This is a genomic window from Nocardia alba NBRC 108234 (assembly GCF_001612665.1).
Taxonomy (GTDB): domain Bacteria; phylum Actinomycetota; class Actinomycetes; order Mycobacteriales; family Mycobacteriaceae; genus Nocardia; species Nocardia alba.
The window spans coordinates 305123-330448 of the sequence record NZ_BDAX01000002.1; the positions used below are offsets into that span (position 1 = coordinate 305123).

The following is a 25326-nucleotide window of genomic DNA, read 5'->3' on the forward strand; positions in this document are numbered from 1 at the left end:
CAAATCCTGCAATCCCTTGGAGCTTCCCTGCTCCACCCGGCTCAAGTCTAGGATGGCGATTTCAAAAATAACAAGGTGATTCAGATCACGCAATCGTGCGTACGCAAACTGTGCAAACTATCCAGAAGCTTTGCACGCACAAACTGTGCATACTGTCCAGAAGCTTCGAATCTCGGACCGAATTCGAACGCCCCGACTTGTGCGGGGACACAACTACGAAGGGCAACTAAATGAATCCGACAACCAATGGCGCCACAATGTTGCTGACCGGAGCTACATCCGGCCTCGGGCTGTCCATGGCCCGGCTGCTCGCCGGTGTCCCGGACTGGACCGTCGTCGCCACCGCACGCTCTGGCACGCGTGCCGAGGAGCTGCGCGCGCTCATCGGCGATCCAGCCAACTTTCGCTACGTCGTCTGCGATCAAGCGGACCTCGCCAGCGTTCGTGACGCAGGTAGCAGGATCAATGAACTTGTTGCGACACAGTCGATTCCGCCCTTGCGCAGCCTGGTTCTGAACGCCGGCATCCAGACCGGTTCCACCGACTCCGCGACAGTCGACGGCTACGAACTCACCTTCGGTACCAACCTCGTCGGACCGCATCTGCTGGTCGGGTTGCTGAGCGGTGCCTTGACCGCGCCGGCCCGGATCATCTGCGTCGGATCGGGAACCCACTACGGCAAGTTCCGACGTTCCTACGGCATGGTCGCGGCCCCGCGCTGGGAGGCGCCGCAGATCCTGGCCAAGCCTCGGGCCGGCGACGGCATCCGCGCCTACTCCACCAGCAAACTCGCAACCCTGTACTGGGTACACGAACTCGCCCGACGCGCTCCCCGACACATCGACGCGATCTGCTACGACCCGGGCATGATGCCGGGCACCGGACTCGCGCGCGACCGCAGCGCGATCGAGCGATTCGGCTGGAAGTACCTACTCCCCGCGATGCGGGTCGTACCCGGGGTGTCGACGCCGAAGCGATCGGCGACCAACCTCACTGCGATTGCCACCGCGAACACCCCCATCCCCGAGGTCGACCTGCGGGGCGGGTATGTCGAGATCGATCATCTCGTCCCGTCCTCACCGGACTCGTACGACCCGGAGCGCGAGCACGAACTGTTCGAGTTCCTCGACACCACAACCGGTCTGGGCAGCCATCCCGTCGCGCCCTGGTGGTCGGGGGGTTCTCAACCGATCGACTAGTCGACTGGTCGGCGAGGCTGTCGGTGTCCGCGAACCTTCGGTCAGGTGGCGTACCCCGGCGGCCGTCGACGAATGCACGATCACCCGCATGTCCGCCCGGAATCCGCCGCAGCGGATGACGTGCCGCGCGGCCGATCGCGACATCGGATTCCGATGCCCTGACAGCTCATCGCTGATCGGCATGCCCCAGCGGCAGCGAAAAGTGCCCCTACGCCTTGGTTCGATCAGGGGAGAGTCCGAGCCGGTGCACGGTGAGCGCCGCCGCCAGCATGCGCGAATCCTGGGGATCAGCCGGGTCGAGGCCGGTGAGTTCGGCGATGCGGTGCAGCCGGTAGGTGAAGGTGTTGGGATGGACGTGAATGGTGCGCGCGGCTGTTTTGCGGTCGGCGCCGTACTGGAGGTGCGCCTCCAATGCCTCGAGCAGATGAGGGCTCGCGAGCAGCGGATTCACGCGCTGCGCCAGCCGTTCTCGCGCAGGACCCGGCCGGGTCAGCTGATATTCCAGCAAGAGGTCGTCGAGCCGGTAGCAGCCGCCAGGTCTGCCGTGCAGCCGGGCCAGCTCGGTCAGTTCGCGCGCATCCTCGACCGCTGTCGGAATGTCTTCGCGACGCACACCGGAGAATTCGGCGAGATGGACGGCGACGCCGAACTGCTGTGACAAACGAGCGGCCAGCGCGTCGAACCGCTCGGCGTCGATGATGTCGGATTCGGAACTGTTGGCCAACAACGCGATTCCGCTCACGCCGTCGAAAGTGGCCGGCGTGGTGGCACCGGTGAGTTCGTAGAGTGCGCGTTGCAGCAATCGAATGCGGCGCCGGGTCACCAGGTTGACCGCGCTGCCGGTGCGCGCCGGTTCGCTGACATGGATCGCGAGCACCGTGTACTGGTCGGTGAGGATGGTGTCCGCGCGCACGGCGAGTTCTTCGGCGGGCAGCCCGCGCACCAACGCCGAGCACAGTTCGCGCCGGGCCTCCCGTTCGGCATGGTAGATCGACTGCTCGACCTCGGTGTAGGTGTCGACGACGGTCATATTGATGCGCCGCAGCAATTCGAGCAATTGGTTGAAGACCGCGACGAACTCGTCCATCTGCGTGGGGTCGGCGACCGCCGCGGCTTCGGCGAGCACTGCCTGTGCCGATCTGTGGATCGCGCTGATCAGCATCGACAGCGGCAGTCTGTCCTCGGCGTGACGTTCGGCGACCGGCGCGACGAACGCGGTGACCTCGGCGCGGGTGAACTCGCGGTCGGCGGCGATAGCTTCGAGTACCGCCCGCCCGCACGCATAGATCGTCGGCAAGACCTCGGCGGTGAAGTGATCGTCGGGCAGTTCGGCGGGCGCTGTCGCGTCCAAGCCCTCGGTCAGCATCCGCTCGGCGATCTGTGGCCAACGGCGGAGCAATCGAGCCGTCAGCGGGGTCGAGGCAGAAACGGGTTGTTGCACGAGCATGGCTCCGATTGTGTCTGCACACAGCACCGCGGGAGACGACCTGGTGAATATGGTGCAGAACCTGGTTGCTACGACAATTGTAGGAGCATTCTCTCGGTGCGCGAGTGCAGACACTGCGCAGGCAGCGGCCGCGAAGGATTTCGATGTCGCCCGCGCTGGACAGCGGTGCTCATGCCCGTCGGCAGTTCGCCGCTCTCGGCGCAGCTATATCCGGGCACCGCGTCAGCGCCGCTCCGTCGCTTCGAGCCTCGAACGGGCGATACCCGCCGCACTTTCGCCCACGGCGAGCCACAGTGAAGCGATGTCCTCGACGAGGCTGCAGCGGTCGATGGGTACGGCCCCCTCCGCCCAGGACAGGATCGCCTGCGCGGTTCCGCCGATGACGAAGGCCGGAGCGCTCGCGGCGAGCGAGTCGTTTTCCAGCTCGACCCCGTGCACGCTGCGGGCGTGGCCGATGAGAATCGCGGTGAGACCCTGCATCGCCTCCGCTCGCCGGGCTTGGGCAGCGGGGCTGTCGGCCACACCACCGAGAAGAACCAGCGCCTTGCGTGGGTCGGTCCCCAACGCGCCGACTACCGCATCGACCGCGGCGCGCGCTTGATCGGCGAGGGGCAGCTCGATCGAGGCCACGTAGGCGGCGACCGCGGCGTGACCCACTTCCACCGCAACCTCGTCGATCACCGCGCTCGCCACCGTGTCGAGATCGACGAAGCTCTCGTAGAAATACCGCTTGTTGAGCTGGGCCTCGGCACAGAGCCCCGCGACGGTCGCGGACCGCCACCGATTCTCGGCCATCGCGGTGAGGGCCACATCGATCAACCGGGAGCGCCGCCGCCGAACGCGTTCCGGTGCGGACTCTCCCCCGTAGCTGCGTTTACCGGCTGAGGACACGCGCAGCATTCTCCCACCTCCGCGATAGCCGATTCACCGTTGACATCCGTCGAGCAATTCTGGCACAGTTTCGTACCAGTTGATTTAGGTACCACTACGTACCAGATTGGAAGTCATGCGATGACCGCAGACCTGAAGGACGTCGACCCGCCGACGGAGCACTTGCCGAACGCCGCCGTGATGCTCGATGAGCTCCGTGCGCTCGCCGAGCACAGCCCGACACGGGCGCGGACGGAGACATGGTCCTACCTGCGCGCACTGGGCAGCCGCGACGACCGCGACGCCCTCTCACAGCTCTTCGGCGCGGGCGTGGAACCCCGCGATCTGGACGGCAAGCTCGAAGGCCGGATCGTCGGGAAACTGTTCGGCATTCCCGAAGCACTGCTCGCCAACCAGCTCATGAAGATCGACCCGACGTGGCGCGGTAAATCCTTCGACCTGGCGGCAGGCACGGGCTTGAATCGCCTGTCCCCGATCGCGCTGCTGGCGATGCCCCTGGTCACCTTCGGCTACCTCGGACTGCGGATGGTCCGCGGCGAAGCGGAAGGGTTTCATTTCCACCATCGCGTCGACCAGGGTCTCATCGAACCGCGAGTCACCGTGCGCGCCTTGGACTATGGCGTGCCACAGCACAAGAACCCCGGCGTTCGCACCTTCCCGATCCGCAAGACGCGCGACGAGATCGTGGAGCTCACGCCCGGCGTGTACCTCGGCCGCGCACTGTTGTTCACCGGGGCCGAGAAGATCCGTCTCATCGCCTACTTCGCCCTGCGCCACCCCGTGGGCAGCCCGCTGTGATCGGGCTCGACGGCGCCAACGTCTGTGTGACCGGCGGCGCCCGGGGCATCGGACGCGCCACTGTCGCGGAATTGACCCGACGCGGAGCCACGGTCTGGATCGGTGATCGTGACCTCGTGGCCGCGCGGGAAACCGCCGAGGCCCTCGGCGCCCACGCGCACCACCTCGACGTCACCGACGAAGCCAGCTTCCAGGAATTCCTCGGCGCAGCATCGGAGCGAGCGCCGATCGATATGCTGGTCAACAACGCGGGAATCCAGCTCATGGGCCGTTTCGTCGATCACGACCTCGCCGCGTTACAGCGCGAACTGGCGATCAACCTGGCAGCGGTGCTGACCGGAACGCACCTCGTCCTGCCCGACATGATCCGGCGTGGACGAGGACACATCGTGAACGTGTCCTCGATGGCGGGCAAGGTCACCACCCCGGGTATCGCGACGTACTGCGCGTCGAAATTCGGTGTGGTGGCCCTCTCCCGGGCCGTTCGAGCCGAACTCGCCGGCACCGGCGTCACGCTGACCACCGTGATGCCGGCCGCCACCCGAACAGACCTGACCGCCGGGGTATTGCTTCGCCTGCAACCCACCCTCGCACCCGAAACCGTCGCCGCGGCCATCGTCGACAGCGCGGGACACGGCCGAGGCGAAGTGACTGTTCCCCGATATTTGGCCCCGATCGGCCTACTCGAGGAGATCATCCCCGCCCAGATCATGTGGCATCTCAAACGATTCGTCGGTGGTGCCGATTACGGCGCTTTCGACCCGGTCGGACGACAGGCCTACCTCGAGCGGACCCGATCATCCTGAGCGCGCGCCCGCTGGACCGCTCGCTCGGACCTCACGAACGATAGTCGTGGCGACGGGCCGGGTTCGCCCGATCACGCGCCGCCTCCACCTATGATCGGTCAGTTCGCCCAGAGTTCGCTGATTGCCCATACGATGTCGAACGCCCATCGGAGGACACGCAATGGCCACAGTACTGACAGGCGCGACTGTGTGGGACGGGTTGAGCGACACGCCGATCGGGCAGCGCGACATCCTCGTTGAGAAGGACCGGATCACCCTGGTCGCCGAGTCCGTCCCTGTCCCCGACGACGCCACCGTGATCGACCTGACCGGCCACACCGTCACACCGGGTTTCATGGACTGTCACACCCACGTCACCCTCACGCCGGCGTTGGTGCCCGCGATCGCGCAATCGGCCACGGCCACCGCGCTGGCGTCGATTCCCGTGTTGAAGACCATGCTGCTCAACGGTTTCACCACTGTCCGCGATCTGATGACGGCCGACCTCGGATACAACGCGATCGATCTACGCGACGCCATCGCGGCCGGGCTGATCGCGGGCCCCCGGATGCTGGTGGCACCGCACCTGATTTCCGCGCGCGGTGCGCACGGCGACTACAGCGCCGTCCTGAACGACCAGTACCAAGGCGAGCACCGACTGCTGGAGATGGCCTCCGCCGATGGCTGCGACGAGATCCGCAGGCGGGTGCGCACCGAGATCCGCGCGGGCGCCGACTGGATCAAATTCGGTGCCACCGGCGGGTTTTCGAGTCCCGCCGACGACCCGACCAAGACCACATACAGCCAGGAGGAAATGGACACCCTCGTCGCTACCGCCCGCGACCTCGGCCGCCATGTCACCCCGCACTGCTACGGCGACGAAGGGGTGCGGCGCTCGGTTCGCGCCGGGGTCCGCAGCATCGAACACGGCAACCTCGCCACCAGGGAAACCTTGCAGATCATGGTCGACAAAGGCGTGTTCCTCGTGCCCACCCAGTTCGCCATAATCGATGACGCCCGCCACGTCGACGACGATGCCTACTGGGCCGTCAAACCGGCCTTCAAGCGGCGCAAGTTCCAGATCCACAGCAAGGCCCTGCTCGACAGCGCGGCCTTCGTCGCCGACAGCGATATCAAGATCGCGTTCGGCACCGACGCGGGCATGTTCCCGCATTCGGAGAACTGGCGAGAATTCCCCATGCTGGTCTCCACCGGGATCTCCCCCGCACGAGCCTTGAAATCCGCCACCAGCGTGGCCGCGGAGCTGCTCGAACTCGACGACCTCGGAGTCCTCGCCCCGGGCAAGATCGCGGACATCATCGCCATGCCGGGCGACCCGTTCACCGACATCGAGGTCACCGGCAAGGTCGACTTCGTCATGAAGGAGGGCACGATCTATCGACGCCCGTGAGCACGGTGCGGTCACGTTGCCGCGACTATGCCTTCGACCCGGTCCTTCGCGTCGCCGAACAGCAGGCCCCGGTGCGGGTCAGGGTTACGCGGCGGTGCCGTCCGGCGTACGAATGTGCCCGACGCGCCGCCGCAGGCTTCACCGACAACCCAGGTTGTCGATGCTGCGCGCGGCTACAGCGGCCGCGCCACGCGCAAATAGTCGACAACTTTAGTTGTCACCATCGCTGTCCAGTGGCCACCGCTTGCGCGCCGCCTGCCGACTGATCCCGACTGATCGCCCCACGTCACCGTACGAGGCTCCGGCAGCGAGAGCTTGCCTGGCGCACTCGTCGACCCGCTCGACGGCCGCCCGACGCGCGGTATCGGCCTCGGCCAGCGCGGCCAGGGCCGTGCACGGTTCCGGCTGCTCAGGCGCGATCCCGTCCATGACCAGTGGCCGCAGACACGGACCGAGCAACTCGACCAAGCGCTCCGCCGGCGCGTCCGACACCCCGGGAATGTGCACCATATAGCGTGCGACCAGCACGCCGAGCACGAGCGTGCCGATCAGCGCCGACCGCCGATCAGCGTCGGGACCGACCAACACCCGCGTCCACGGGCTGGTCTCCGGATTCATGATCGCGCAGCGCACCGCGTGCGCTGCCTCCGGATGGGTGAGCATCGACCGCAGGACCGGCATCGTCCGGTCGTCCTTGCGATCCACATCAGCCAGGGCATGCCGCAGCAGGCGCTCACCCAATTCCTCGGGCGGACCCTCCAACGCGTCGTCGAGGGTGACCGGAATGCCCGACACCGCATCGAACAACGCACTCTTGGCACCGAAATGCTGCATGACCAGAGCCGGATCCACATCGGCACGCTGCGCGACGGCCCGGATGGTCGTCTCGATATAACCGCGCTCGGCGAAAAGTTCACGAGCCGCGTCCAGAATCAGCTGCCTGGTCTGGCCACGCCGCTCGGCCCGGCTGACACGCGCCGGCGAGCCCTCCAGTTCATGCACTGTCATCGCGACCTCGCTCAACATCCGTAGACGAAACTCGGGGACTTACCTATGCTGGTCTCAGTCTACAAGCGTAGAGCAGAAACGCAGCGTCGCGCAGCAGCTCGCATCCTCCCTTCCGAATCCTTCGAACGGATGTCGATGACCAGCCGAGATACCCAGCCCGTTACCCGCGCTCCCGACGAGCAGCTACCGACCGAACCGACGAAGCACCGTCGCCTGTCCATCGTGTTGGGCATCATCGTGACCTGCCAACTCATGGTCGCGGTGGACAGCAACGTCGTCAATATCGCCCTGCCCGAGATCCGATCCGGGCTCGGCATGTCCGCGTTGGCACTCGCATGGGTATTCAGCGCGTACTCGCTGGCCTACGGCGGCCTGCTGCTGCTCGGGGGCCGAGCCAGCGATCTGCTCGGCAGGCGGCGGATGTTCGCCTGGGGCCTCGGCCTGGTTGTCGTGGCCTCGATCCTGGGCGGAATCGCCCCGAACGAGTCCGTGCTGATCGCCGCGCGGGCGCTGCAGGGCGTCGGCTTCGCCTTCGCCGCGCCCGCCGCCCTGTCGATGATCGCGGCCACCTTCGCCGAGGGGCCCGAACGCACCCGCGCGCTCGGGGTGTTCTCCATGGTCACCGGATTCGGCATCACCCTCGGCCTGATCCTCGGCGGCATCCTCACCACCCTGAGCTGGCGCCTGGTGTTCTTCGTCAATGTGCCGATCGGCGTGGTGACCATCATCCTCGCACTGCGCTATCTCACCGAAACCGAGCGCCACACAGGCACATTCGACCTGCTCGGGGCGATCCTGTCCACGCTCGGCATGGTCGGCATCGTCTACGGCCTGACCCATGGGTCCAGCGGCTGGACCGAGGCGGGCACCGTGGTGCCGATCGTCGTCGGTGCCGTGCTGCTCGGAGTGTTCGTCTACATCGAAGGCCGCGCGGACCATCCGATCATGCCGTTGCGGTTGCTCGCCGACCCGGTCCGGGCGGGGGCATACCTCACCTTCGTGCTGTTGATGGCGGCGATGGCAGGCACCTACATCCTGCTCTCGATCTACCTTCAGGAATCGCTCGGTTTCAGCCCCCTCGTCGCCGGAATCGCCTTCCTGCCCATGGCATCGGCCCAACTCGCGGTGGCGAAGTCGGCGCCGAAGCTGATCGCCCGCTTCGGCCGCAAACCGGTGCTGCTCGCCGGCGTCGTGTTGATGATGCTCGAAGCGATCTGGCTGACCACCACCAACGAATCGACCGACTATTTCACTGGCGTCCTCGGCCCGTTCATCCTGCTCGGTGCCGGCTCGAGCCTGGCCTTCGTGACGTTGAACCTGACGGTGCTCGGTGGACTCGCACCCCGCGACATGGGGGCCGCCTCCGGACTCCTCCAGGCGACTCAGCAGATCGGGCTCTCGCTGGGTGTCGCGATTCTGACCACCCTCTATCAGGCGGCAAGTACCGACCACGCGCACCAGCACACCGGAACGCACGACGTCCTCGCGCACGGCCTGTCCAGTGCCGTGATCGCCGCGGTGATCTTCACTGTCGCGGCTCTGCTGATCGGCCTGTTCGTGATCAAGATGCCCAAGGGTCCGAGGCACTAAAATCTGCTGGTAGCGATGGTGTCGCAAACTGGATCGGCGGTGGCGAAGCTGGTGGGCCGTTCAAGTCGGATCGAGCTGGGGATCATACGCTCCTGGTGGAGCGATCCCCTGGACTATCGCTGGCTGATTCGGACCTTCCAGGCGCGCGGCGCATTGGGCATGATGCGTGGCATCGTCGTGACGGTCGGTCTCACATTGGCGGTGACCACGAGCCTCAATCTGTACTCCTCCTCCGGTTCCGAAGGCTGGGCACGAGCGGTTACCGTCTTCAATACCGGGATGGCGGTCGCCGGGTCGGCGGCCTGGGCATTCGGGCCATGGCCGAGCGAGCGGCTCTCGCTGGCCTTGATGGCCACCCTGGACGTGCTGATCACCTGCGGATGCCTCGCCGAGAGCAGTCGGGTGTTCGGTGCGTTCAGCTTGATGCAACTGGTCGCGCCAGGCGCGTACATCGCTATGTTCCATGGACCACGGGTGCTGGCGTTACATGCCGGATGGTCACTGCTATCGGTATTGGTCCTGGCAGCGCTGGTGCTGCGCGCACCCGGCGGTGACGTCGCCTTAGCAACGTCGGTGGTGCTGACGGTAGCTGCCGTGACGATCATACTGATGCCGGCGCTGCAGTTCTGCTACTGGATATTGCGGATGGACGCGCTGACAGATCCGTTGACCGGACTGCTCAACCGCCGTGGCCTGGACTACTACGCGTCCTCCTGGTTCGGGCCCGGCGCCCACCTGCCGATCTGCTTGATGACCATAGATCTGGACCGGTTCAAGTCCGTGAACGACACCTATGGCCATTCCGCTGGAGACCGGGCGCTGGTCCGAGTCGCGGAGAGTTTGCGGGCGACCGCACCGCCCGGCGCGGTGGTCGCTCGCAGCGGCGGCGAGGAGTTCGTCGTCCTCGCCCGGCTGGGCAACGATGCGGCGGTCGCCGAGGCCCAGCGGCTGTGCCGAGCCATCAAGTCACACTGCGGTCCGGTCACCGCGAGCATCGGCGTCGCCTGCACGGGAGCCCTCCCCGCCCACCTCCGAGATCTGATGTGTAGCTCCGATACCGCGATGTATCGCGCGAAACAGCTGGGTGGAAACAGGGTGTTCACTGCGACCACTACGGCATAGTCGCCGAACTGACTGTTCCTGCCCGCGCCCACTCCGACGCCCCGGAGTCGAGGAGATCGGTGGCGGCACGGAAGGCGCCGCGGCGGGCGATGATCGGGTCGACGCAGCCGCGTGGCGAGCCCGGTGCCGCGCTCGACCGGTAGTCAGCGACAGCAGTGGGGATCGAGCACCACGCACAGCGCCGAGAGTGCATCGCGGCGCGCGCGGTGGAAGGTGTTCATTCCGCGCCGCTCGGACTCGACCATGCCGGCCTTCCGTAGTTGGCCGAGGTGATGCGAGACAGTCGACTCGCTCACCCCGACCGCCGCGGCGAGGTCGCCGCTGTTCTGTTCACCCGACGGCGTGGTCAGCAACAGTGACAACAGCTTGACCCGTACCGGGTCGGCGATCGCCTTGAGCCGCAAAGCCACTTCCAGGGCGGCAGCATCGTCGACCGGTCTCGCCGCGACCGGGGCACAGCAGACCGGGGCGGACATGTCGATCACAGGTAGCGCCTTGGGCATGGGATCAACTGTACGCACGGCATTGACATATGTCGAAAAGGTAGCGCAGACTCGACCTCACAAGTTCTTCGACATATGTCTCACAAGTGGAGGTTCTCATGTCCCGCGTCCAGCTCGCCCTCAACGTCGACGACCTCGACACCGCCGTCACCTTCTACTCGACCCTGTTCAACACCGAACCGGCCAAGCGCAAGCCCGGCTACGCCAACTTCGCCATCACCGAGCCGCCACTGAAGCTCGTGCTGATCGAGAACACCGGCCAGGGCGGCTCCATCAACCACCTCGGCGTGGAGGTCGAGTCGTCGGAACAGGTCCACGGCGAGATCGCCCGCCTCTCCGATGCCGGACTGTTCACCGAGGAGCAGATCGCGACCACCTGTTGCTTCGCCACCCAGGACAAGGTGTGGGTCACCGGCCCCGGTGGTGAGCGGTGGGAGATCTACACCGTGCTCGCCGACAGCGACACCTTCGGCACCAGCCCGGACCTGGGCCTGACCGACGCCGAAGCGACGAACGTGTGCTGCGGCACCGCCGCCGAAGCCGAGGCCGAGGGCGCCTGCTGCGGAACCGAGGCCAAGGAGAAGGCGGTGGCGTCCGGGGCGAGCTGCTGCGGCTGACCCGGTCCGACGCGTGCGAGCGAGTTCACCCGATGTTCGCTTGCCTTCTTGATTCGACATCAATCAATATCGACGCATGTCGAATCAAGAGTTGCCGTTGAGTGTGGCCGCACCGGGGTGTGTGGCCACACGCCAGCTCCGCCCGCCCATGACCGGCGAGACCGCGGTCGAGCTGGCGGCGGTGTTCAAGGCACTGGCCGATCCGGTCCGGCTGCGGCTGCTCTCGGCCATCGCCTCGCGTGCCGACGGCGAAGCCTGTGTGTGCGACCTGTCGACCGGGATCGATGTCAGCCAACCGACGATCTCGCACCACCTCAGGGTGCTGCGCGAGGCCGGATTGCTGACCAGCGAACGCCGCGCCTCCTGGGTCTACTACCGCGTCGTGCCCCACGCCCTGACTCGGCTCGCCGAGGTGCTCGCGACCGAGGCAGGCACGGTGGTGAGCGCGTGAGCACTCCCACTGATACCCCCGCCGTGGTCGGCAAGCTCTCCACTCTCGACCGGTTTCTGCCGGTGTGGATCGGTGTCGCCATGGTGGCCGGTCTGCTGCTGGGCCGGATGGTCCCCGGCCTCGGCGACGCACTGTCGGCGGTGGAGGTCGACGGGATCTCGCTGCCGATCGCGATCGGGCTGCTGATCATGATGTATCCGGTGCTGGCGAAGGTCCGCTACGACCGCCTCGACTCGGTCACCGGTGACCGCAAACTCCTGGTCAGCTCCCTGGTGTTGAACTGGATCCTGGGACCGGCGCTGATGTTCGCCCTGGCCTGGCTGTTCCTGCCCGACCTGCCCGAATACCGGACCGGCCTGATCATCGTCGGCCTGGCCCGCTGCATCGCCATGGTCATCATCTGGAACGACCTCGCCTGCGGGGACCGCGAAGCCGCCGCCGTTCTCGTCGCGTTGAACTCGGTGTTCCAGGTCTTCATGTTCGCCGTTCTCGGCTGGTTCTACCTCTCGGTCCTGCCCGGCTGGCTCGGCCTGGAACAAACCACCATCGACGTCTCCCCCTGGCAGATCGCGAAATCGGTGCTGATCTTCCTCGGCATCCCGCTACTCGCGGGGTTCCTGACCCGCCGCTTCGGTGAACGCGCCAAGGGCCGGGACTGGTACGAATCCAGGTTCCTGCCCTCGATAGGGCCGTGGGCGCTCTACGGGCTGCTGTTCACCATCGTGATCCTGTTCGCGCTGCAAGGCGACCAGATCACCTCCCGGCCCTGGGATGTCGTGCGGATCGCGATCCCGCTGCTGGCCTACTTCGCGATCATGTGGGGCGGCGGCTACGCCCTCGGCGCAGCCCTCGGGCTCGGTTACGAGCGCACCACCACGCTGGCGTTCACCGCTGCGGGCAACAACTTCGAACTCGCCATCGCCGTCGCGATCGCCACCTACGGCGCTACCTCCGGCCAAGCCCTGGCCGGTGTCGTCGGCCCACTGATCGAGGTTCCGGTGCTGGTCGGGCTGGTCTACGTCTCGCTCGCCCTGCGCACACGTTTTCCGGCGACCACGACCGCTGATGGGGTGGCAGCGCGATGAGCACAATTCCCTCCGTGCTGTTCGTATGTGTGAAGAACGGTGGCAAGTCCCAGATGGCGGCCGGGTTGATGCGCGCCGCCGCCGGTGACCGCGTCCAGGTTCATTCCGCCGGAACAGAACCCGGCACAGCAGTCAACGCCCTCTCGGCCGAGTCGCTGCTCGAGGTCGACGTCGACATCCGCGCCGAGACCCCGAAACCGATCGACCCCGCTCTGCTGCGCACCGTCGACCTCGTCGTCACCCTCGGCCGCGAAGCCCACGTCGACCCGGTCGAGGGCGTACGCATCGTCAACTGGGACACCGACGAACCCTCCGAACGCGGCATCGACGGCATCGAACGCATGCGCCTGGTTCGCGACGACATCAATTCCCGCGTCCACCACCTGCTCACCGAACTGACCACCCCACCGCCGAGCGCGGGCCCGTCCTGAACCGGTCATGGTGCCCCGGTCCGGGGTTCGCTACCCGACCGTGACCGCGCTCAGCGGTGGGTGACGCGGGGGACGGGCTTGTCGCCGTGCGGGCCGAAAAGGTGCAGGATTTCGACCGGGGTGGCGTCGGCGGGTCCGAACCAGTGCGGGGTCCGCGGGTCGAACTCGGCGGTCTCGCCGGGGGCGAGCAGATACTCGGCGTCACCGATGAGCAGGCGCAGGGTACCGGCGAGGACGTAGAGCCAGGCGTGGCCCTCGTGGGCGCGCAACCGTGGTTCGCGTGGACCGAGAACGTGTTTGAACACCTGGACGCGGCCCGGATAGCCGGTGAGCGGGACGATGATCCCGCCCGAGGCGTGCCGGTGTGGTCGCAGGTGCATTCGCGGGTCGCCGGTCGCGGGGGCGGCGACCAGGCTGTCCAGCGGGGTCTGGTAGGTCCGCGCGAGCGGGATGAGCAGGTCGAGGGTGGGTTTGCGATGACCGGTCTCGACCCGCGAAAGGGTACTCACCGCGAGACCGGTGCGCTCGGCGACCTCGGTCAGCGTGAGCCCGCAGCTGGTGCGCACGGCCCGCAGCCGGGGGCCGATGGCGTCCAGGATCGCCTCGGTCTCCGTATCCATACCTGTCATTTTGCAGGTTCAGCAAAAAGTATGGGGTGTGCGCTCGGTGCGCCGACATGATCGTGCGAACCCGGCGATTCGGCCGGGCCCGATCGAGAGGCTGGTCTCGGATGACCCCGCAGTCGAGTACACGTCGTCGCTGGACGGTCCTGGCGATCTGCGCGCTCGCGCTCTTCCTGGTCGGTCTCGACACGACCATCGTCACCGTCGGCCTCAGCGAGATCGGGCGCGGGCTCGGTGCCGAGGCCGGACGCCTGTCCTGGGTGGTCGACGCGTACACGATCACCTTCGCGAGCCTGTTGATCAGCGCGGGCGCGGTGGCCGACCGGTTCGGTCGGCGGCGGGTCTTCCAGACCGGGTTGGTCGTGTTCGCGCTCGCCTCGCTCGCCTGCGCGCTCGCCCCCTCGTTGAGCTTCCTGATCATCGCCAGGATCGCCCAGGGCGTCGGGGCGTCGATGCTGACCCCGGTGGCGCTCGCGATCGTGGTCAGCGCCATGCCCGATCCGCGCGAGCGCGCCCAGGCGATCGGGGTGTGGGGGGCGATGTTCGGGTTGAGCATGGCCGCGGGACCGGTGACCGGGGGCGCGCTCATCGCCGCGTTCGATTGGCGGGCGGTGTTCTGGATCAACGTGCCGGTGGTCCTGGTCGCGATCGCGCTGGTGCGCGCGCTCGTGCCCGAGTCGCACGGCCAGCGTGCGCGGCGGCTCGATCTGACGGGGCAGGCGCTGTTGATCGTCCTCCTGTGGATCGCGGTCGGGTTGCTGATCGAGGGGCGGCGCATCGGCTGGCTCTCCCCGCTCGCGCTCGCCGGTTACGGGCTCCTGGTCGTACTGGTCGCAGTGTTCGTGCGGGTCGAGGCGCGGCGGGCGGACCCGTTGATCGAGCCGGGGCTGTTTCGGGTGCCCAGTTTCGCCGGGGCGATCCTCAGCGCGGTCGCGGTGTTCGTCGCGTTCAGCATGACGTTGCTGATGACGACGCTGCTGCTCGACGTCTCCGGCTGGTCTCCGGTCGCGGCAGGCGCGGCGACCTTGCCGATGGCGCTCGGCGCGACGCTGTGCGCCCCGCTCTCGGGCTACCTGGTCGGTCGTTACGGCCCGCGCCTGCCACTGCTGCTCGCCGGTGGCTGCCTCGTCACGGGCGGCCTGCTCCTGCTCACCCTCGCCTCGGGGCTCACCCTCGCGGTGCTGCTCGCCGCCTACCTGTTCATCGGTATCGGCGTCGGTTTCGCCAACGCGCCGATCACCAACACGGCCGTGAGCGGGTTGCCGCCCGAACGCGCCGGGGTAGCCGGCGGAACCGCCTCCACCGCACGCCAACTCGGCATCGCCATCGGCGTCGCCCTCGCGGGCGGCTTGGTCGCGGGCGCCGACCGCGCCGACTTCCCGGCCGAGGCGACCCCCGGCTGGCTGGTCATCACCGCGTGCGGGACGATCCTGCTGGCAACGGGGTTTCGCGCCGGGCAGCGCACGGTGCCGGCACCGGTGTGATCGCAACGGCCGCTGGTCGCCGGCCATCGCTGACGCCAACTAAGCGGGCCGGGTAGGTCGACGGAGGACTTGCGCTATCGACGCGGGCATATCGCGCCCGGCTCGCTGGTTGCGCTGAAGATGCCCGACCGCGATCGCCTGCACCCCCTCCTCGCCGGACGCTTCAGCCCGCGCGCCTTCCACCCGAGTGAGATCGACGACGCCACCGTCGACCTCCTGCTCGAGGCCGCCCGCTGGGCGCCGTCGGCTGGCAACTCACAGCCGTGGGGCTTCTTTCCGGTCCGCCCGCACGAGACCGAATACGACCGCGTCGTCCGTCATCTGGCCCCGAGCTCGGCCACGTGGGCGCTCGACGCCAGCCTGCTCATCGTCACCCTCGCCCGCCGCTTCCTCGACGACGGCGTCCTCCCCTATTCCGAGTTCGCCGACTACGACCTCGGCCAAGCGGTAGCCCATCTCACCATCCAAGCCCAGGCACTCGACCTCGCAACCCACCAATTCCGCGCCTTCGACCTCGAATCCCTCACCAAGGAACTCGACCCCAACCCCGGCTGGACCATCATGTCCATCATCGCCGTCGGCCCCCCAGCCGACCCCTGCCCAGCCACAACCCGCAACCCCCTCCCCCACCTCCGCACCGCCCCCTGGACAGCCCGCTGACCGGTATCGGAATTGACGCATTGCTGACCATCGAATCGGCAAGAGAACGCGCCCATCAGGCAGATGGCGTAGCTACCCCAGGATGGGGCTGACCGGTGCTCGGCTGTTCCGGGGTCGACTGATGTGCATACTGGTCGAATCACCCTGGCGTAAGCCGCTGGAGCGAAACCGCTAACCCTGTTCTTCGGGTGTGGATATCGCCGTCGAGCTGACGTCGGGGACGATGCGGCGGGAGAAACCGGTCAGCACCTGGCCCGGGCCCAGTTCGACCAGTTCGTCGTATCCGTCCGCGGCGGCGCGCTGGACGGTCTCCACCCAGCGCACCGGGGCCAGGAGCTGGCCGCGCAGAAGTGCGCGGATCTCGGTGGGGTCGGTGACGTAGTCGGCGGTGACGGCGCTGAGCAACGGAATGCGGGGGGCCTGGAGCTCGCTGCGATCGAGTTCGGTGCCGAACTCCTCGGCGATCTCGGCCATCAGTGGGGAGTGAAACGCGCCGGCGACTCGAAGCCGCACCACCTTTGCCGCACCGGCGGCGCGGGCCAGGTCCTCGAGGTCGGCCACCGCCGCCGCCGCGCCCGAAACGACGGTCTGGGTCGGCTGGTTGTAGTTGGCGACACCGACGACCCCTGAGGTCACCTGTGCGCACAGCGCGTCGACCTGTGCGGCGGCCAGCCCGATGACCGCGCTCATCGCTCCGTCGTAGCGGCGCGAGACCTCCGCCATGAGCTCGCCGCGGCGGCGCACCAGGCGTAGCACTGTGTCATTGTCCAGCGCGCCGGCGACGGCGAGGGCGGTGAACTCCCCCAGGCTGTGACCCGCGACGGCCGCGGGCGACAGACCCTGTTGCGCGCGGACCGCGCTGAGCGCGAGGCTGGTGGCGACGATGGCGGGCTGGGCTACCTCGGTGGCTCGCAATTGCTCGGCGGTGCCGTCGACACACAGCTGGGTCAGCGGTAGCCCGAGGATGTCATCGGCTCGGCGGAAGACCTCGGCGGCCGCCGGGTATTCGGTGATCCACGCGGCCATGCCGGGCCGCTGGGAGCCCTGGCCGGGAAACACGGCGAGGGTCCGTCTGCCGGTGATCGTGGTGTCGGGTTGTGCGTGGCGGAAGACGTCTACGGTCATGACGAGGACCTCTCGGATTCGATGGTGTTTGTCGGAGAACGTTTTTCGTCGCGGTTCGCGCTCGGACGGCGGGTGGCGCGGAATTCTCCGCTCGCGGCGGCCACCGCGAGCAGACCCGCGAGCGCGATCACCGCCGCCGCCGGACGGTACGCATCGACGGCTACGGCCACCCCGACCGTGAGCGGCAGCACCAGTGCGGCGCCGAACTGGACGCCGGTTTGATAGAGCGGCACGGCGATCGGGCGGAGTTCGGGAGCGACGGTCGCGGTCGACTGCATGTTCAGTGCCGCGAACGAGAGCACGAAACCCGCCTCGACCAGCAGCAGCACCGGCAGGACACCGCCGCGATAGTCACCGATGTCGGGCCGGGCGAACAGCAGCAGGTGACCGGCCAGGGTCGCTACCGCACCGGCGAGAATCAAGGGTGCGGTGCCGAACCTCGCGACATAGCGTCCCGCGAACGGAACCGACACCGCCAGCGGCACACTCGCGGGCAACAGCCCGAGCGCGATCTGCCAGGGCGACCAACCGAGCACGTCGTGCAACTGCACCGCGAGAACCACCAGCAGCGACAGGTACCCGCCGTTGAGTGCCGCCGCCCCCAGCGCGGATCGCACCAGGGAACCGTTGCGCACCAACGCCTTCGACAATCGCGGGGGCGCTGATACCGGCGCGTCGGGGATCACCCGCCACCCGGCGATCAGCAGCACGATCGCCACCGGTGCGGGGAAAACGAACAGCAGGTGCCAGTTCAGTGCCGCGAGCCAGCCCGAGAGCAACAGGCCCGTGGTGAACCCGGCGGCCCCGAACACCGCGTACACCGAGATCGCCCTGCGCTGCTGGGTGCCCGCCGGGAACTCCGCGGCGATCACCGCCAGCCCGGCGGGCGCGGTGAGCGCGGCGGCGGCGCCCTTCACCACCCGGGTCGCGACCAGCAGCGTCAGGTCGTCGGTCAGGCCGCCGACCGCCGAGGCGACGGCGAACACCGCCATCGCGGCGAGATAGACCCGCTTGCGGCCGAACCGGGCGGCGAGGGTGGGCCCGGCGAGGAGCAGCGCCGCGAAGCCCGCGGCGAATCCGGCCAGCAGCCACTGGGTTTCCCAGCTCGAGCGACCGAGCCCGGTGGTGAGCACCGCGAACGCCGGCACCAGGATGGAGCCCTCGATGGCGTCGAGAATCATGTTGCCCGACAACACCAGCAGCAGGACCCAGCGGCGCCGATCCCAGGTCGGCGCCGCTGCTCGCGCGTCAGCCATGGCCGTTGCGCGTCGAGATCGGACCGCCGGTGGCGAGCTGGAACTGCTTGTCCAGCAACGGTGGCAGCTGTTGGCTCACCAGCTCGATGTGGCGGGTGACCAGATCGTCGGGCATGCCGGCGATGCTGGCCCAGAAGATTAGATGCCGTACCGGGAGCCCGGCGACCCTTTCGCGGATTCGCGCGGCGGCCTGTTCGGGGGTGAGGATCTCGAGCAGCCCGAAGGATCCGTCCTCGGGTTGATGGCGCAGCTGATCGAGTTCGAGGGCGGGCGGCACCGGGGCGTCGGTGCCCTCCACCGACAGCTGTCGGTAGGAGTTCATCTGGTGCGCGAGATGCGGTGCGACCCTGGCCCACGCGGCTTCGGGATCGTCGGCCAGCAGGATCGGCAGCAGATCGGAGACCCGTGCGGATTCGGGATCGTGGCCGCCATCGATGAGGCCCTCGCGGTACAGCGGGAACAGCTGGTGCGAGATGTGCAGGAAACCGATGCCCAGCCGCCCGGCGAGGCGAGCGCCGCGCGGACCATAGAACCCGCCCCACAGCGGCACGGGGTCCTGGATCGGGCCCGGCGTGATCGCGCCGGTGGCCCACAGCCGCTGGATCTCGGCGATGTTGTCGCCGGTGCGGGTGAACCGGCGGCCGAAATCGGTGTCGAAGAGCCGGTATTCGGGCAGACGGTAGCCCGCGCCGAGACCCAGTTCGAGGCGGCCGCCGCTGATCAGGTCGACCAGCGCCGCTTCCTCGGCGAGCTGGGCCGGCTTGCGTAGCGCGGGCAGGACGACGGCGGTGCCGATGCGCACTCGCGTGGTTCGCGCCGCCGCCGCGGCGGCGAAGGTGAGTGGCTGGGGCAGGTACCCGTCGTCGAACAGGTGGTGCTCGGTGAACCAGACCCCGCCCGCGCCGCGCTGATCGGCCTCCTCACAGAACTCGAGGGTGCGGGCGTAGTGGTCGGCCCACGGGCGCTGCCATTGGGTGGGGTTGCGCAGGTCGAAGAGCAGTCCGACGTCCATGGTGGCTCCGTTCGTCAGCGGGTGGATCCGGTCCACGCGCGGGGGTCGGTGAAGGCGGGTCGACGTTCCAGCCGCCGCCAGCGGGCGACCGGCGTGGTGGGGACCGGCGGGGCGACCGCGGCCCGCCGGCGGGCGAGCAACAGTACGAGCAGCGCGCCGAGCTCGTCCGGGTCGGCGTTGCCCTTCTCGACGCGCAGGAAGGGCGCCGGGTCCGTGGCGCTCATTGCGGTGGGTTTCCGTGCTTGCGGCGGGGCAGGTCGGTGTCCTTGCCCGCCAGCATGGCGAAGGCCCGGATCAGCACGCCACGGGTGTCGCGCGGGTCGATCACGTCGTCGATGAGTCCGCGTTCGGCCGCGTAGTAGGGGTGCACGAGTTCCTCGCGGTACTCCGCGATCTTGCGGTCCCTGGTGGCCACCGGATCCTCGGCCGCGCTGATCTCGCGGCGGAACACCACATCCGCGGCGGCCTCGGCGCCCATCACGGCGATCTCGTTGGTCGGCCAGGCCAGGGCGAGGTCGGTGCCGATCGACAGCGAGTCCATCACGATGTAGGCGCCGCCGTAGGACTTGCGCAGTACCAACGAGATTCGCGGAACCGTGGCGTTGCAGTAGGCGTAGAGCAGTTTCGCGCCGCGACGGATGATGCCCGCGTGCTCCTGGCCGACGCCGGGCAGGAACCCGGGCACGTCCACCAGCGTCAGCAACGCGATGTTGAAGGCGTCGCAGAACTGGACGAAGCGCGCGCCTTTCTCGCTGGCGTCGATGTCGAGTACCCCGGCCAGGCTCATCGGCTGGCTGGCCACCACCCCGACCACGTGGCCGTCGAGCCGGGCCAGCGCGCACACCAGGTTGGTCGCCCAGGTGGCCTGTACTTCGAAATAGTCACCGTCGTCGACGATTTCGGCCAGCACATCGCGAATGTCGTAGGGGCGGTTGCCGTCCAACGGCACCAGGTCGGTCAGTGCCGCCGTCTGGCGGTCGGCGGGATCGGCGGTGAAGGCCACCGGCGGCAGTTCCCGGTTGTTGGCCGGCAGCATCGACAGCAGCGCGCGGACATCGGACAGGCAGGACTGTTCGTCGTCGTAGACGAAATGGGCCACCCCGGAGACCGACGCGTGGATGTCGGCGCCGCCGAGTTCGTTGTGGGTCACCTGTTCGCCGGTCACAGTGCGCACCACATCGGGGCCGGTGATGAACATCTGCGCGATGTCGCGCACCACGAAGACGAAGTCGGTGAGGGCGGGCGAGTACGCCGCCCCGCCCGCGCACGGCCCGAGCATGACGCTGATCTGCGGAATGACTCCCGAAGCCCTGGTGTTGCGGCGGAAGATCCCGCCGTAGCCCGCCAACGCCGTCACTCCCTCCTGAATGCGCGCTCCCGCACCGTCATTGAGCGAGACCAGCGGGGCTCCCGCGGTGACGGCCATGTCCATGATCTTGTGGATCTTCTGGGCGTGCGCCTCGCCGAGCGCGCCGCCGAAGATCCGGAAGTCGCTGGCGTAGACGAAGACCGTGCGCGCGTCCACTGTCCCCCACCCGGTGATCACGCCGTCGGTGTGTGGCCTGCGCGTTTCGAGCCCGAAGCCGGTGGCACGGTGTCTGCGCAGCGGCTCCACTTCGACGAACGAACCGGGGTCGAGGAGCAGGTCGATGCGTTCGCGGGCGGTGAGTTTGCCCTTGGCGTGCTGGCGGTCGGTGGCTGTCGGGTCGGGGCCGAGACGGGCGGCGCGTTTGAGTGCGTCGAGTTCGTCGAGCCGGTGGGTGTACCCGGTGGGTTCGTGCACTGTCGTCATCGGATCTCCTGATGTCTTCTCGGCCGCGGCCGTGCTGTCAGCCGAGTAGTGTTCCGCCGGTGGCGTCGATGAACGCGCCGGTGATCCAGCGCGCTTCGTCGGTGGCGAGGAAGGTGACGACATCGGCGACGTCGACCGCCTCGCCGACGCGTTTGAATGCCGAGAACTGGGCCATCTGTTCGACCGCCTCGGGGATGTCGAACACGGCGCTGCCGTTGTTGGTGATGCCGGGCGCGACACTGTTGACAGTGATCCCGCGCGGTGCCAGGTGCCGGGCGAAATGCAGCGTGATCTGTTCCACCGCACCCTTGGTCATCGAGTAGGCCACCTGATCGGGGCTGGCGAATCGGGTGAGTCCAGAGGAGATGTTGATGATCCGACCGCCCTCGGGCAGCAGGCCGAGGGCACGCTGCACGATGAAGAACGGCGCGCGGACATTGACCGCGAACAGCCGGTCGAAGTCCTCGGGTGTCACGTCCTCGGGAGCGACCCCGGCTGGGGTGGTGACGCCGGCGTTGTTGACCAGGATGTCGAGCGTGGTCTGCCCGGTCCGTTCCTTGAGTCCCTGTTCGAGACCCAGGAACAGCTCGTGCACGCCGCCGGTCGTGCCGAGCTCGGCACGCACGGAAAACGCACGGCCGCCGTCGTTCTCGATAGCCTCTACGGTCTCGCGGGCAGCGGCCTCGTTGTCCACGTAGTGCACGGCCACGAGCGCGCCCTTGGCGGCGAGCCCGCGGGCGGTCGCGGCTCCGATGCCACGGCTGGATCCGGTGACCAGGGCGGTCTTGTTCGTCAGGCTCATCGGTGTCTCCTCGGAATCGGGTGGTGCGGGTGCCGGGTCACCGGGACCGGGCAGGCCGCTGATCATGCGGGCGAGATGGGATCGGACATCGCCGAGACTCAGAAGCTCGGCGAACAGCTGCCGGGCGGGTTCGACCTCGGGTCCGCCCAGCAGCAGCAGGGTCTGGGCGCGGATGTTGGTCAGGGTGCGGGCACCGACGGCGTGGCGGGTGCGGTGATAGCCGTCGAGTTCGGTCTCACCCGCGCGGCCGGTGACTGCGGCGATCAATCGGCCGGACAGGTCGGCCGCGTCCTGCAGGCCGAGGTTGAGGGCTTGGCCGCCCACCGGCATCTGTCGATGGGCGGCGTCACCGGCGAGCAGGACCCGACCCCGCCGATACCGGGTGACCTGCTGGCTGTTGTCATCGAATGCGTTGCGCCATAAGGGAATTCCGTTGCCGATTCGTTCGCCCGTTACCTGTTGCCAGGCGTCGGCGATCTCGGTGAACTCGGGTTCCCCACCTACGGCGCGCGGTTGGGCACCGTAGACATGCACCATCACCCTGGTACTGCCGTCGGGCCAGCGTGAGGACACCGCGAGCCCGTTCGGGAGTCGCTCGAAACGTCGGGCCGGGATATCGATTCCGGCCACGTCGGCTCGCAACATCTCCCGGGTGGCCTCCGCGCCCGTCAGTTCGAACCCGGCCAGTGCGCGCACGGTGCTGCGTTCACCGTCACAGCCGACCAGATAGCCGCCCCGGTGCTGGTGCCGTTCGCCGTTCGCGGTGACGGTTTCGACCAGGACCTCGTCCGTTCGCGCGGTCACGGCGGTGACCCGGTGCCCACGCCGCAGCACCGCGCCCGCCGCACGCGCCCGGTCCGCGAGCACCTTTTCGAGCCGGACCTGCGGGCACTTCCACTGGCCGGAGAACCGGTGGCCCGGATCGGCTTCGGTCAAATCCAGGCGCAATCCGCCGAAGTGTCCCGGACCGCCGTCGGGCAGCTCACCGAGCCGGTCGAGCACGCCCCGCTCGGTGAGCACGTCCATGGTGCGGGCGTGCAGGGTGGAGGCCCGCGATTCGGTGGTGGGAGTGCTGCGCTGTTCCACCACCGTCACGCGGACGCCCGCGCCGGCCAGATCGCCGGCGAGCAGCAACCCGACCGGCCCCGCTCCGACGATCAGGACATCGGTGTCATCGACGGGCTTCGGCATAGTTCTTGGCGTGGTTCAGCGTGGCCCGGCTGTTGCCCCCGAGCGCCTCGCGCAGAAAGGTCCGTGCCTCGGGCACTCCGGCGTCGGGACCGAGGATCTCGGTGATCCGCGCCGCCTCGATGATCACCGTGTGCTGCGAGGACGCGGTGGTCGTGCCGTCGGGGTTGGTCCGGAACTCCCAGTAGCCGGTGTGCAGAGCCATCAGGGCGGGCAGCGTGGTCTGCTTGTAGGCGATCCGGTGCTGGGGGAAGCAGACCCGAACCGATTCGGTGGTGTGGCTCGAGCCGTCCTTGGTCAGGGTGTCCATGCGCAATACCTGCACACCGGGGGTGTTCTCGGTCAGCTGCACCGAGGCTACGTGCGGCAGGCGCTCGGTCCACCGGTCCGCCTCGTTGACGAAGTCGTAGACATCGCTTGCCGCACCGGCGATCTCGACCGAGTCGACGAACGACAGGGTCAGCTCGGCGGTCCGCACCGCCGACTCCACCGCGGCCTTGAGACCGGGCAGTTCGGCGCGGCTGTTGTCGTCGACCGCTTTCTCGATCCACGCCAGCCCGTCGGGATCGTCGTCGATGGCGCGGTAGGAGTGCAGCAACCGCAGCTCGGTCCCCCCGTCCTCGCGCGGTTCGATGATCCAGGTGCCGCTCATCTGCGCGACCGGAGGCGCGGATACCTCCTGCCAGAACGTGATTCGCAGTTGTTCGGGTTCGAGCACGCGGCGTGAGATCCAGGTTTTGGGTTCACCGTTGGCGGTGGCCCAGATCTGGATCCGTTCCTCGTTGCCGTCGTGTTCGAGCTGGGTCACATACACCGAGGGCGGGAAGAGCCGGGGCCAGTTCTGCACCTCGGCCAGCAGCCGGTACACCTCGGTGGGCGGGGCGGCCACGGTGATGGTGTGCTCTACCTCGCGGGTGGTCTGGGTCGTCATGGGAGTCTCCTGGTGCTCGTCGACCGGAATCAGAAATTGCCGAGTCCGCCGCAGACGTTGAGCGCCTGCGCGGTGATGGAGGCGGCCAGATCGGACGCCAGGTAGCCGACCAGGCCGGCCACCTCCTCGGGGGTGGAGTAGCGGCCGAGCGGGATCTTGGCCTCGAACTTGGTGAGAATCGCGTCCTCGGTGGTGTCGTAGGCCGCGGCGTAGCCGGACCGAACCCGTTGCGCCATGGGCGTTTCCACATAGCCGGGGCACACGGCGTTGACCGTGATCCCGGTGGGGGCCAGCTCGTTGCCCAGTGCCTTGGTGAACCCGACGACGCCGTGCTTGGATGCCGAGTACGGCGCTCCGAGCACCACGCCCTGCTTGCCTGCCGTGGAGGCGATGTTGATGATGCGGCCGCGCTGTTTGTCGCGCATGCCGCCGGTGGTCAGCACCTCGCGGCTGGCCAGGAACACGCTGTTGAGGTTGGTCGCGATCACGTCGGACCACAGTTCCTCGGTGAGGTCGGCGGTGACGCCGCCGCCGGAGCGGCCCGCGTTGTTGACCAGCACGTCCACCGGGCCGTACCGGTCGACCGCGGCCCGCACGAACGCCGAGATGTCCTCAGCCGCACGGACATCGGCGGTGGTGCCGTCCACCTCGAAGCCCTCGCCGCGCAGTTGCGCGACGGTGTCGGCCACGGCTTCCTTGTTGCGCGCGCACAGGAACACCCGGTGTCCCTGCCCGGCCAGCGCACGAGCCGAGGCCAGTCCGATACCGCTGGTGGCGCCGGTGACCAGGGCCACCCTGTCGTCGTTGGTCATGTCTGTACTCCTGTCGGGCAATCGGTTTCGCGCTCAGCTGGGCTGTGGCGCTTCGAGCAGCTGTTCGTTGACCAGATCGACCAGCGCGCGCGGCGTGGTCACGGCGACGACGGCGTCGTCATCGAGGGTCACGCCGAATTCGCGCTTGATCCGGCCGGTGGTCTCGAGCAGCGCCAGCGACTCGTAACCGAGGTCTTCGAACTCGATCTCGGCGAATTCGCCGTCGAGGCCGGGGCTGTCACCGCTGCCTTCTCGCAGGATGCGGCGCAGATCGTCGAGTGTGAACAGTGTCGACACGGGCTT

At 67.9% G+C, this 25326-nt stretch carries 26 protein-coding genes; 12 read left to right on the forward strand and 14 right to left on the reverse strand.

The annotated features are described in order from the left end of the window. Window positions 1-257 precede the first annotated feature (257 nt). Window positions 258-1199 carry an SDR family NAD(P)-dependent oxidoreductase gene (locus NA12_RS03110; RefSeq protein WP_067445750.1) on the forward strand — a complete coding sequence of 314 codons (942 nt, stop codon included), beginning with the start codon at window positions 258-260 and terminating at the stop codon, window positions 1197-1199. 208 nt (window positions 1200-1407) lie between these two features. Here NA12_RS03110 and NA12_RS03115 read toward each other — a convergent pair whose 3' ends face one another. Both NA12_RS03115 and NA12_RS03120 read right to left on the reverse strand, forming a co-directional pair. Beyond that, entirely contained in the window at window positions 1408-2646 is a 1239-nt protein-coding gene (locus tag NA12_RS03115) for a PucR family transcriptional regulator (protein WP_067445752.1), read from the reverse strand. Between the two features lie 222 nt (window positions 2647-2868). After that, complete coding sequence (locus NA12_RS03120) at window positions 2869-3546, reverse strand: TetR/AcrR family transcriptional regulator (protein ID WP_132369848.1); 678 nt, start codon at window positions 3544-3546, stop codon at window positions 2869-2871. A 111-nt stretch (window positions 3547-3657) separates the two neighbouring features. Between NA12_RS03120 and NA12_RS03125 the strand changes: the two genes are divergently transcribed. From NA12_RS03125 to NA12_RS03135, 3 genes are all read left to right on the forward strand, one after another. After that, complete coding sequence (locus tag NA12_RS03125; protein WP_067445754.1) at window positions 3658-4335, forward strand: hypothetical protein; 678 nt, start codon at window positions 3658-3660, stop codon at window positions 4333-4335. After that, window positions 4332-5141, forward strand: coding sequence for an SDR family oxidoreductase (locus tag NA12_RS03130; RefSeq protein WP_067445757.1), 810 nt, complete (start codon window positions 4332-4334; stop codon window positions 5139-5141). Before NA12_RS03125 ends, NA12_RS03130 begins: the two co-directional genes overlap by 4 nt. Before the next feature lie 160 nt (window positions 5142-5301). Beyond that, window positions 5302-6531 (forward strand): metal-dependent hydrolase family protein, encoded by a 1230-nt coding sequence (locus NA12_RS03135; RefSeq protein WP_067445759.1) that lies wholly within the window; start codon window positions 5302-5304, stop codon window positions 6529-6531. Window positions 6532-6741: 210 nt separating this feature from the next. On the opposite strand, the gene NA12_RS03140 is transcribed toward NA12_RS03135, so the two are convergent. Beyond that, window positions 6742-7539: a TetR/AcrR family transcriptional regulator gene (locus tag NA12_RS03140; RefSeq protein ID WP_207905592.1), complete on the reverse strand. Its 798-nt coding sequence runs from the start codon at window positions 7537-7539 to the stop codon at window positions 6742-6744. 135 nt (window positions 7540-7674) lie between these two features. Here NA12_RS03140 and NA12_RS03145 point away from each other — a divergent pair, with 135 nt between their 5' ends. After that, window positions 7675-9129, forward strand: coding sequence for an MFS transporter (locus NA12_RS03145; RefSeq protein WP_067447397.1), 1455 nt, complete (start codon window positions 7675-7677; stop codon window positions 9127-9129). A 15-nt stretch (window positions 9130-9144) separates the two neighbouring features. Continuing rightward, window positions 9145-10251 (forward strand): GGDEF domain-containing protein, encoded by a 1107-nt coding sequence (locus NA12_RS03150; RefSeq protein WP_084472318.1) that lies wholly within the window; start codon window positions 9145-9147, stop codon window positions 10249-10251. Window positions 10252-10394: 143 nt separating this feature from the next. Here NA12_RS03150 and NA12_RS03155 read toward each other — a convergent pair whose 3' ends face one another. Further along, window positions 10395-10754, reverse strand: coding sequence for an Rv2640c family ArsR-like transcriptional regulator (locus NA12_RS03155; protein WP_067445765.1), 360 nt, complete (start codon window positions 10752-10754; stop codon window positions 10395-10397). 98 nt (window positions 10755-10852) lie between these two features. Between NA12_RS03155 and NA12_RS03160 the strand changes: the two genes are divergently transcribed. The 4 genes from NA12_RS03160 to NA12_RS03175 all read left to right on the forward strand — a co-directional run bounded on the left by NA12_RS03160 (window position 10853) and on the right by NA12_RS03175 (window position 13338). Further along, complete coding sequence (locus NA12_RS03160; protein WP_067447398.1) at window positions 10853-11371, forward strand: ArsI/CadI family heavy metal resistance metalloenzyme; 519 nt, start codon at window positions 10853-10855, stop codon at window positions 11369-11371. A gap of 76 nt (window positions 11372-11447) precedes the next feature. Next, window positions 11448-11822 (forward strand): ArsR/SmtB family transcription factor, encoded by a 375-nt coding sequence (locus tag NA12_RS03165; RefSeq protein WP_067445768.1) that lies wholly within the window; start codon window positions 11448-11450, stop codon window positions 11820-11822. Then, complete coding sequence (arsB, locus tag NA12_RS03170; protein ID WP_067445770.1) at window positions 11819-12907, forward strand: ACR3 family arsenite efflux transporter; 1089 nt, start codon at window positions 11819-11821, stop codon at window positions 12905-12907. Before NA12_RS03165 ends, arsB begins: the two co-directional genes overlap by 4 nt. After that, complete coding sequence (locus tag NA12_RS03175; RefSeq protein ID WP_067445772.1) at window positions 12904-13338, forward strand: arsenate-mycothiol transferase ArsC; 435 nt, start codon at window positions 12904-12906, stop codon at window positions 13336-13338. The genes arsB and NA12_RS03175 overlap by 4 nt, the downstream gene beginning before the upstream one ends. Before the next feature lie 50 nt (window positions 13339-13388). On the opposite strand, the gene NA12_RS03180 is transcribed toward NA12_RS03175, so the two are convergent. Then, window positions 13389-13958 (reverse strand): helix-turn-helix domain-containing protein, encoded by a 570-nt coding sequence (locus NA12_RS03180; protein WP_067447400.1) that lies wholly within the window; start codon window positions 13956-13958, stop codon window positions 13389-13391. Window positions 13959-14068: 110 nt separating this feature from the next. On the opposite strand from NA12_RS03180, the gene NA12_RS03185 reads away from it, so the two are divergent. After that, window positions 14069-15445 (forward strand): MFS transporter, encoded by a 1377-nt coding sequence (locus NA12_RS03185; protein ID WP_067445774.1) that lies wholly within the window; start codon window positions 14069-14071, stop codon window positions 15443-15445. 69 nt (window positions 15446-15514) lie between these two features. Next, a complete protein-coding gene (locus NA12_RS34875) occupies window positions 15515-16105 on the forward strand; it encodes a nitroreductase family protein (RefSeq protein WP_279388135.1) in 591 nt (196 codons plus the stop codon). 171 nt (window positions 16106-16276) lie between these two features. On the opposite strand, the gene fabD is transcribed toward NA12_RS34875, so the two are convergent. Genes fabD through NA12_RS03235 form a run of 9 tightly spaced genes read right to left on the reverse strand, consistent with a single transcriptional unit; the run spans window position 16277 to window position 25320 of the window. Next, a complete protein-coding gene (gene fabD, locus NA12_RS03195; RefSeq protein WP_067445777.1) occupies window positions 16277-17230 on the reverse strand; it encodes an ACP S-malonyltransferase in 954 nt (317 codons plus the stop codon). Next, window positions 17227-18486, reverse strand: coding sequence for an MFS transporter (locus NA12_RS03200; RefSeq protein WP_067445779.1), 1260 nt, complete (start codon window positions 18484-18486; stop codon window positions 17227-17229). The genes fabD and NA12_RS03200 overlap by 4 nt, the downstream gene beginning before the upstream one ends. Beyond that, window positions 18479-19498 (reverse strand): LLM class flavin-dependent oxidoreductase, encoded by a 1020-nt coding sequence (locus NA12_RS03205; protein WP_067447406.1) that lies wholly within the window; start codon window positions 19496-19498, stop codon window positions 18479-18481. The genes NA12_RS03200 and NA12_RS03205 overlap by 8 nt, the downstream gene beginning before the upstream one ends. A gap of 14 nt (window positions 19499-19512) precedes the next feature. Next, window positions 19513-19722: an acyl-CoA carboxylase epsilon subunit gene (locus NA12_RS03210; RefSeq protein WP_067445781.1), complete on the reverse strand. Its 210-nt coding sequence runs from the start codon at window positions 19720-19722 to the stop codon at window positions 19513-19515. Further along, window positions 19719-21290 (reverse strand): acyl-CoA carboxylase subunit beta, encoded by a 1572-nt coding sequence (locus NA12_RS03215; protein ID WP_067445783.1) that lies wholly within the window; start codon window positions 21288-21290, stop codon window positions 19719-19721. Before NA12_RS03215 ends, NA12_RS03210 begins: the two co-directional genes overlap by 4 nt. 37 nt (window positions 21291-21327) lie before the next feature. Beyond that, window positions 21328-23283 carry an SDR family oxidoreductase gene (locus NA12_RS03220; RefSeq protein WP_067445785.1) on the reverse strand — a complete coding sequence of 652 codons (1956 nt, stop codon included), beginning with the start codon at window positions 23281-23283 and terminating at the stop codon, window positions 21328-21330. After that, on the reverse strand, window positions 23264-24211 hold the full coding sequence (locus NA12_RS03225) for an aromatase/cyclase (RefSeq protein ID WP_067445787.1): 948 nt from the start codon (window positions 24209-24211) through the stop codon (window positions 23264-23266). Before NA12_RS03225 ends, NA12_RS03220 begins: the two co-directional genes overlap by 20 nt. Before the next feature lie 29 nt (window positions 24212-24240). After that, window positions 24241-25023: a 3-oxoacyl-ACP reductase FabG gene (fabG, locus tag NA12_RS03230; protein WP_067445789.1), complete on the reverse strand. Its 783-nt coding sequence runs from the start codon at window positions 25021-25023 to the stop codon at window positions 24241-24243. Window positions 25024-25056: 33 nt separating this feature from the next. Next, window positions 25057-25320, reverse strand: a complete 264-nt coding sequence (locus tag NA12_RS03235) for an acyl carrier protein (RefSeq protein ID WP_067445791.1) — start codon at window positions 25318-25320, stop codon at window positions 25057-25059. Window positions 25321-25326: the final 6 nt, after the last annotated feature.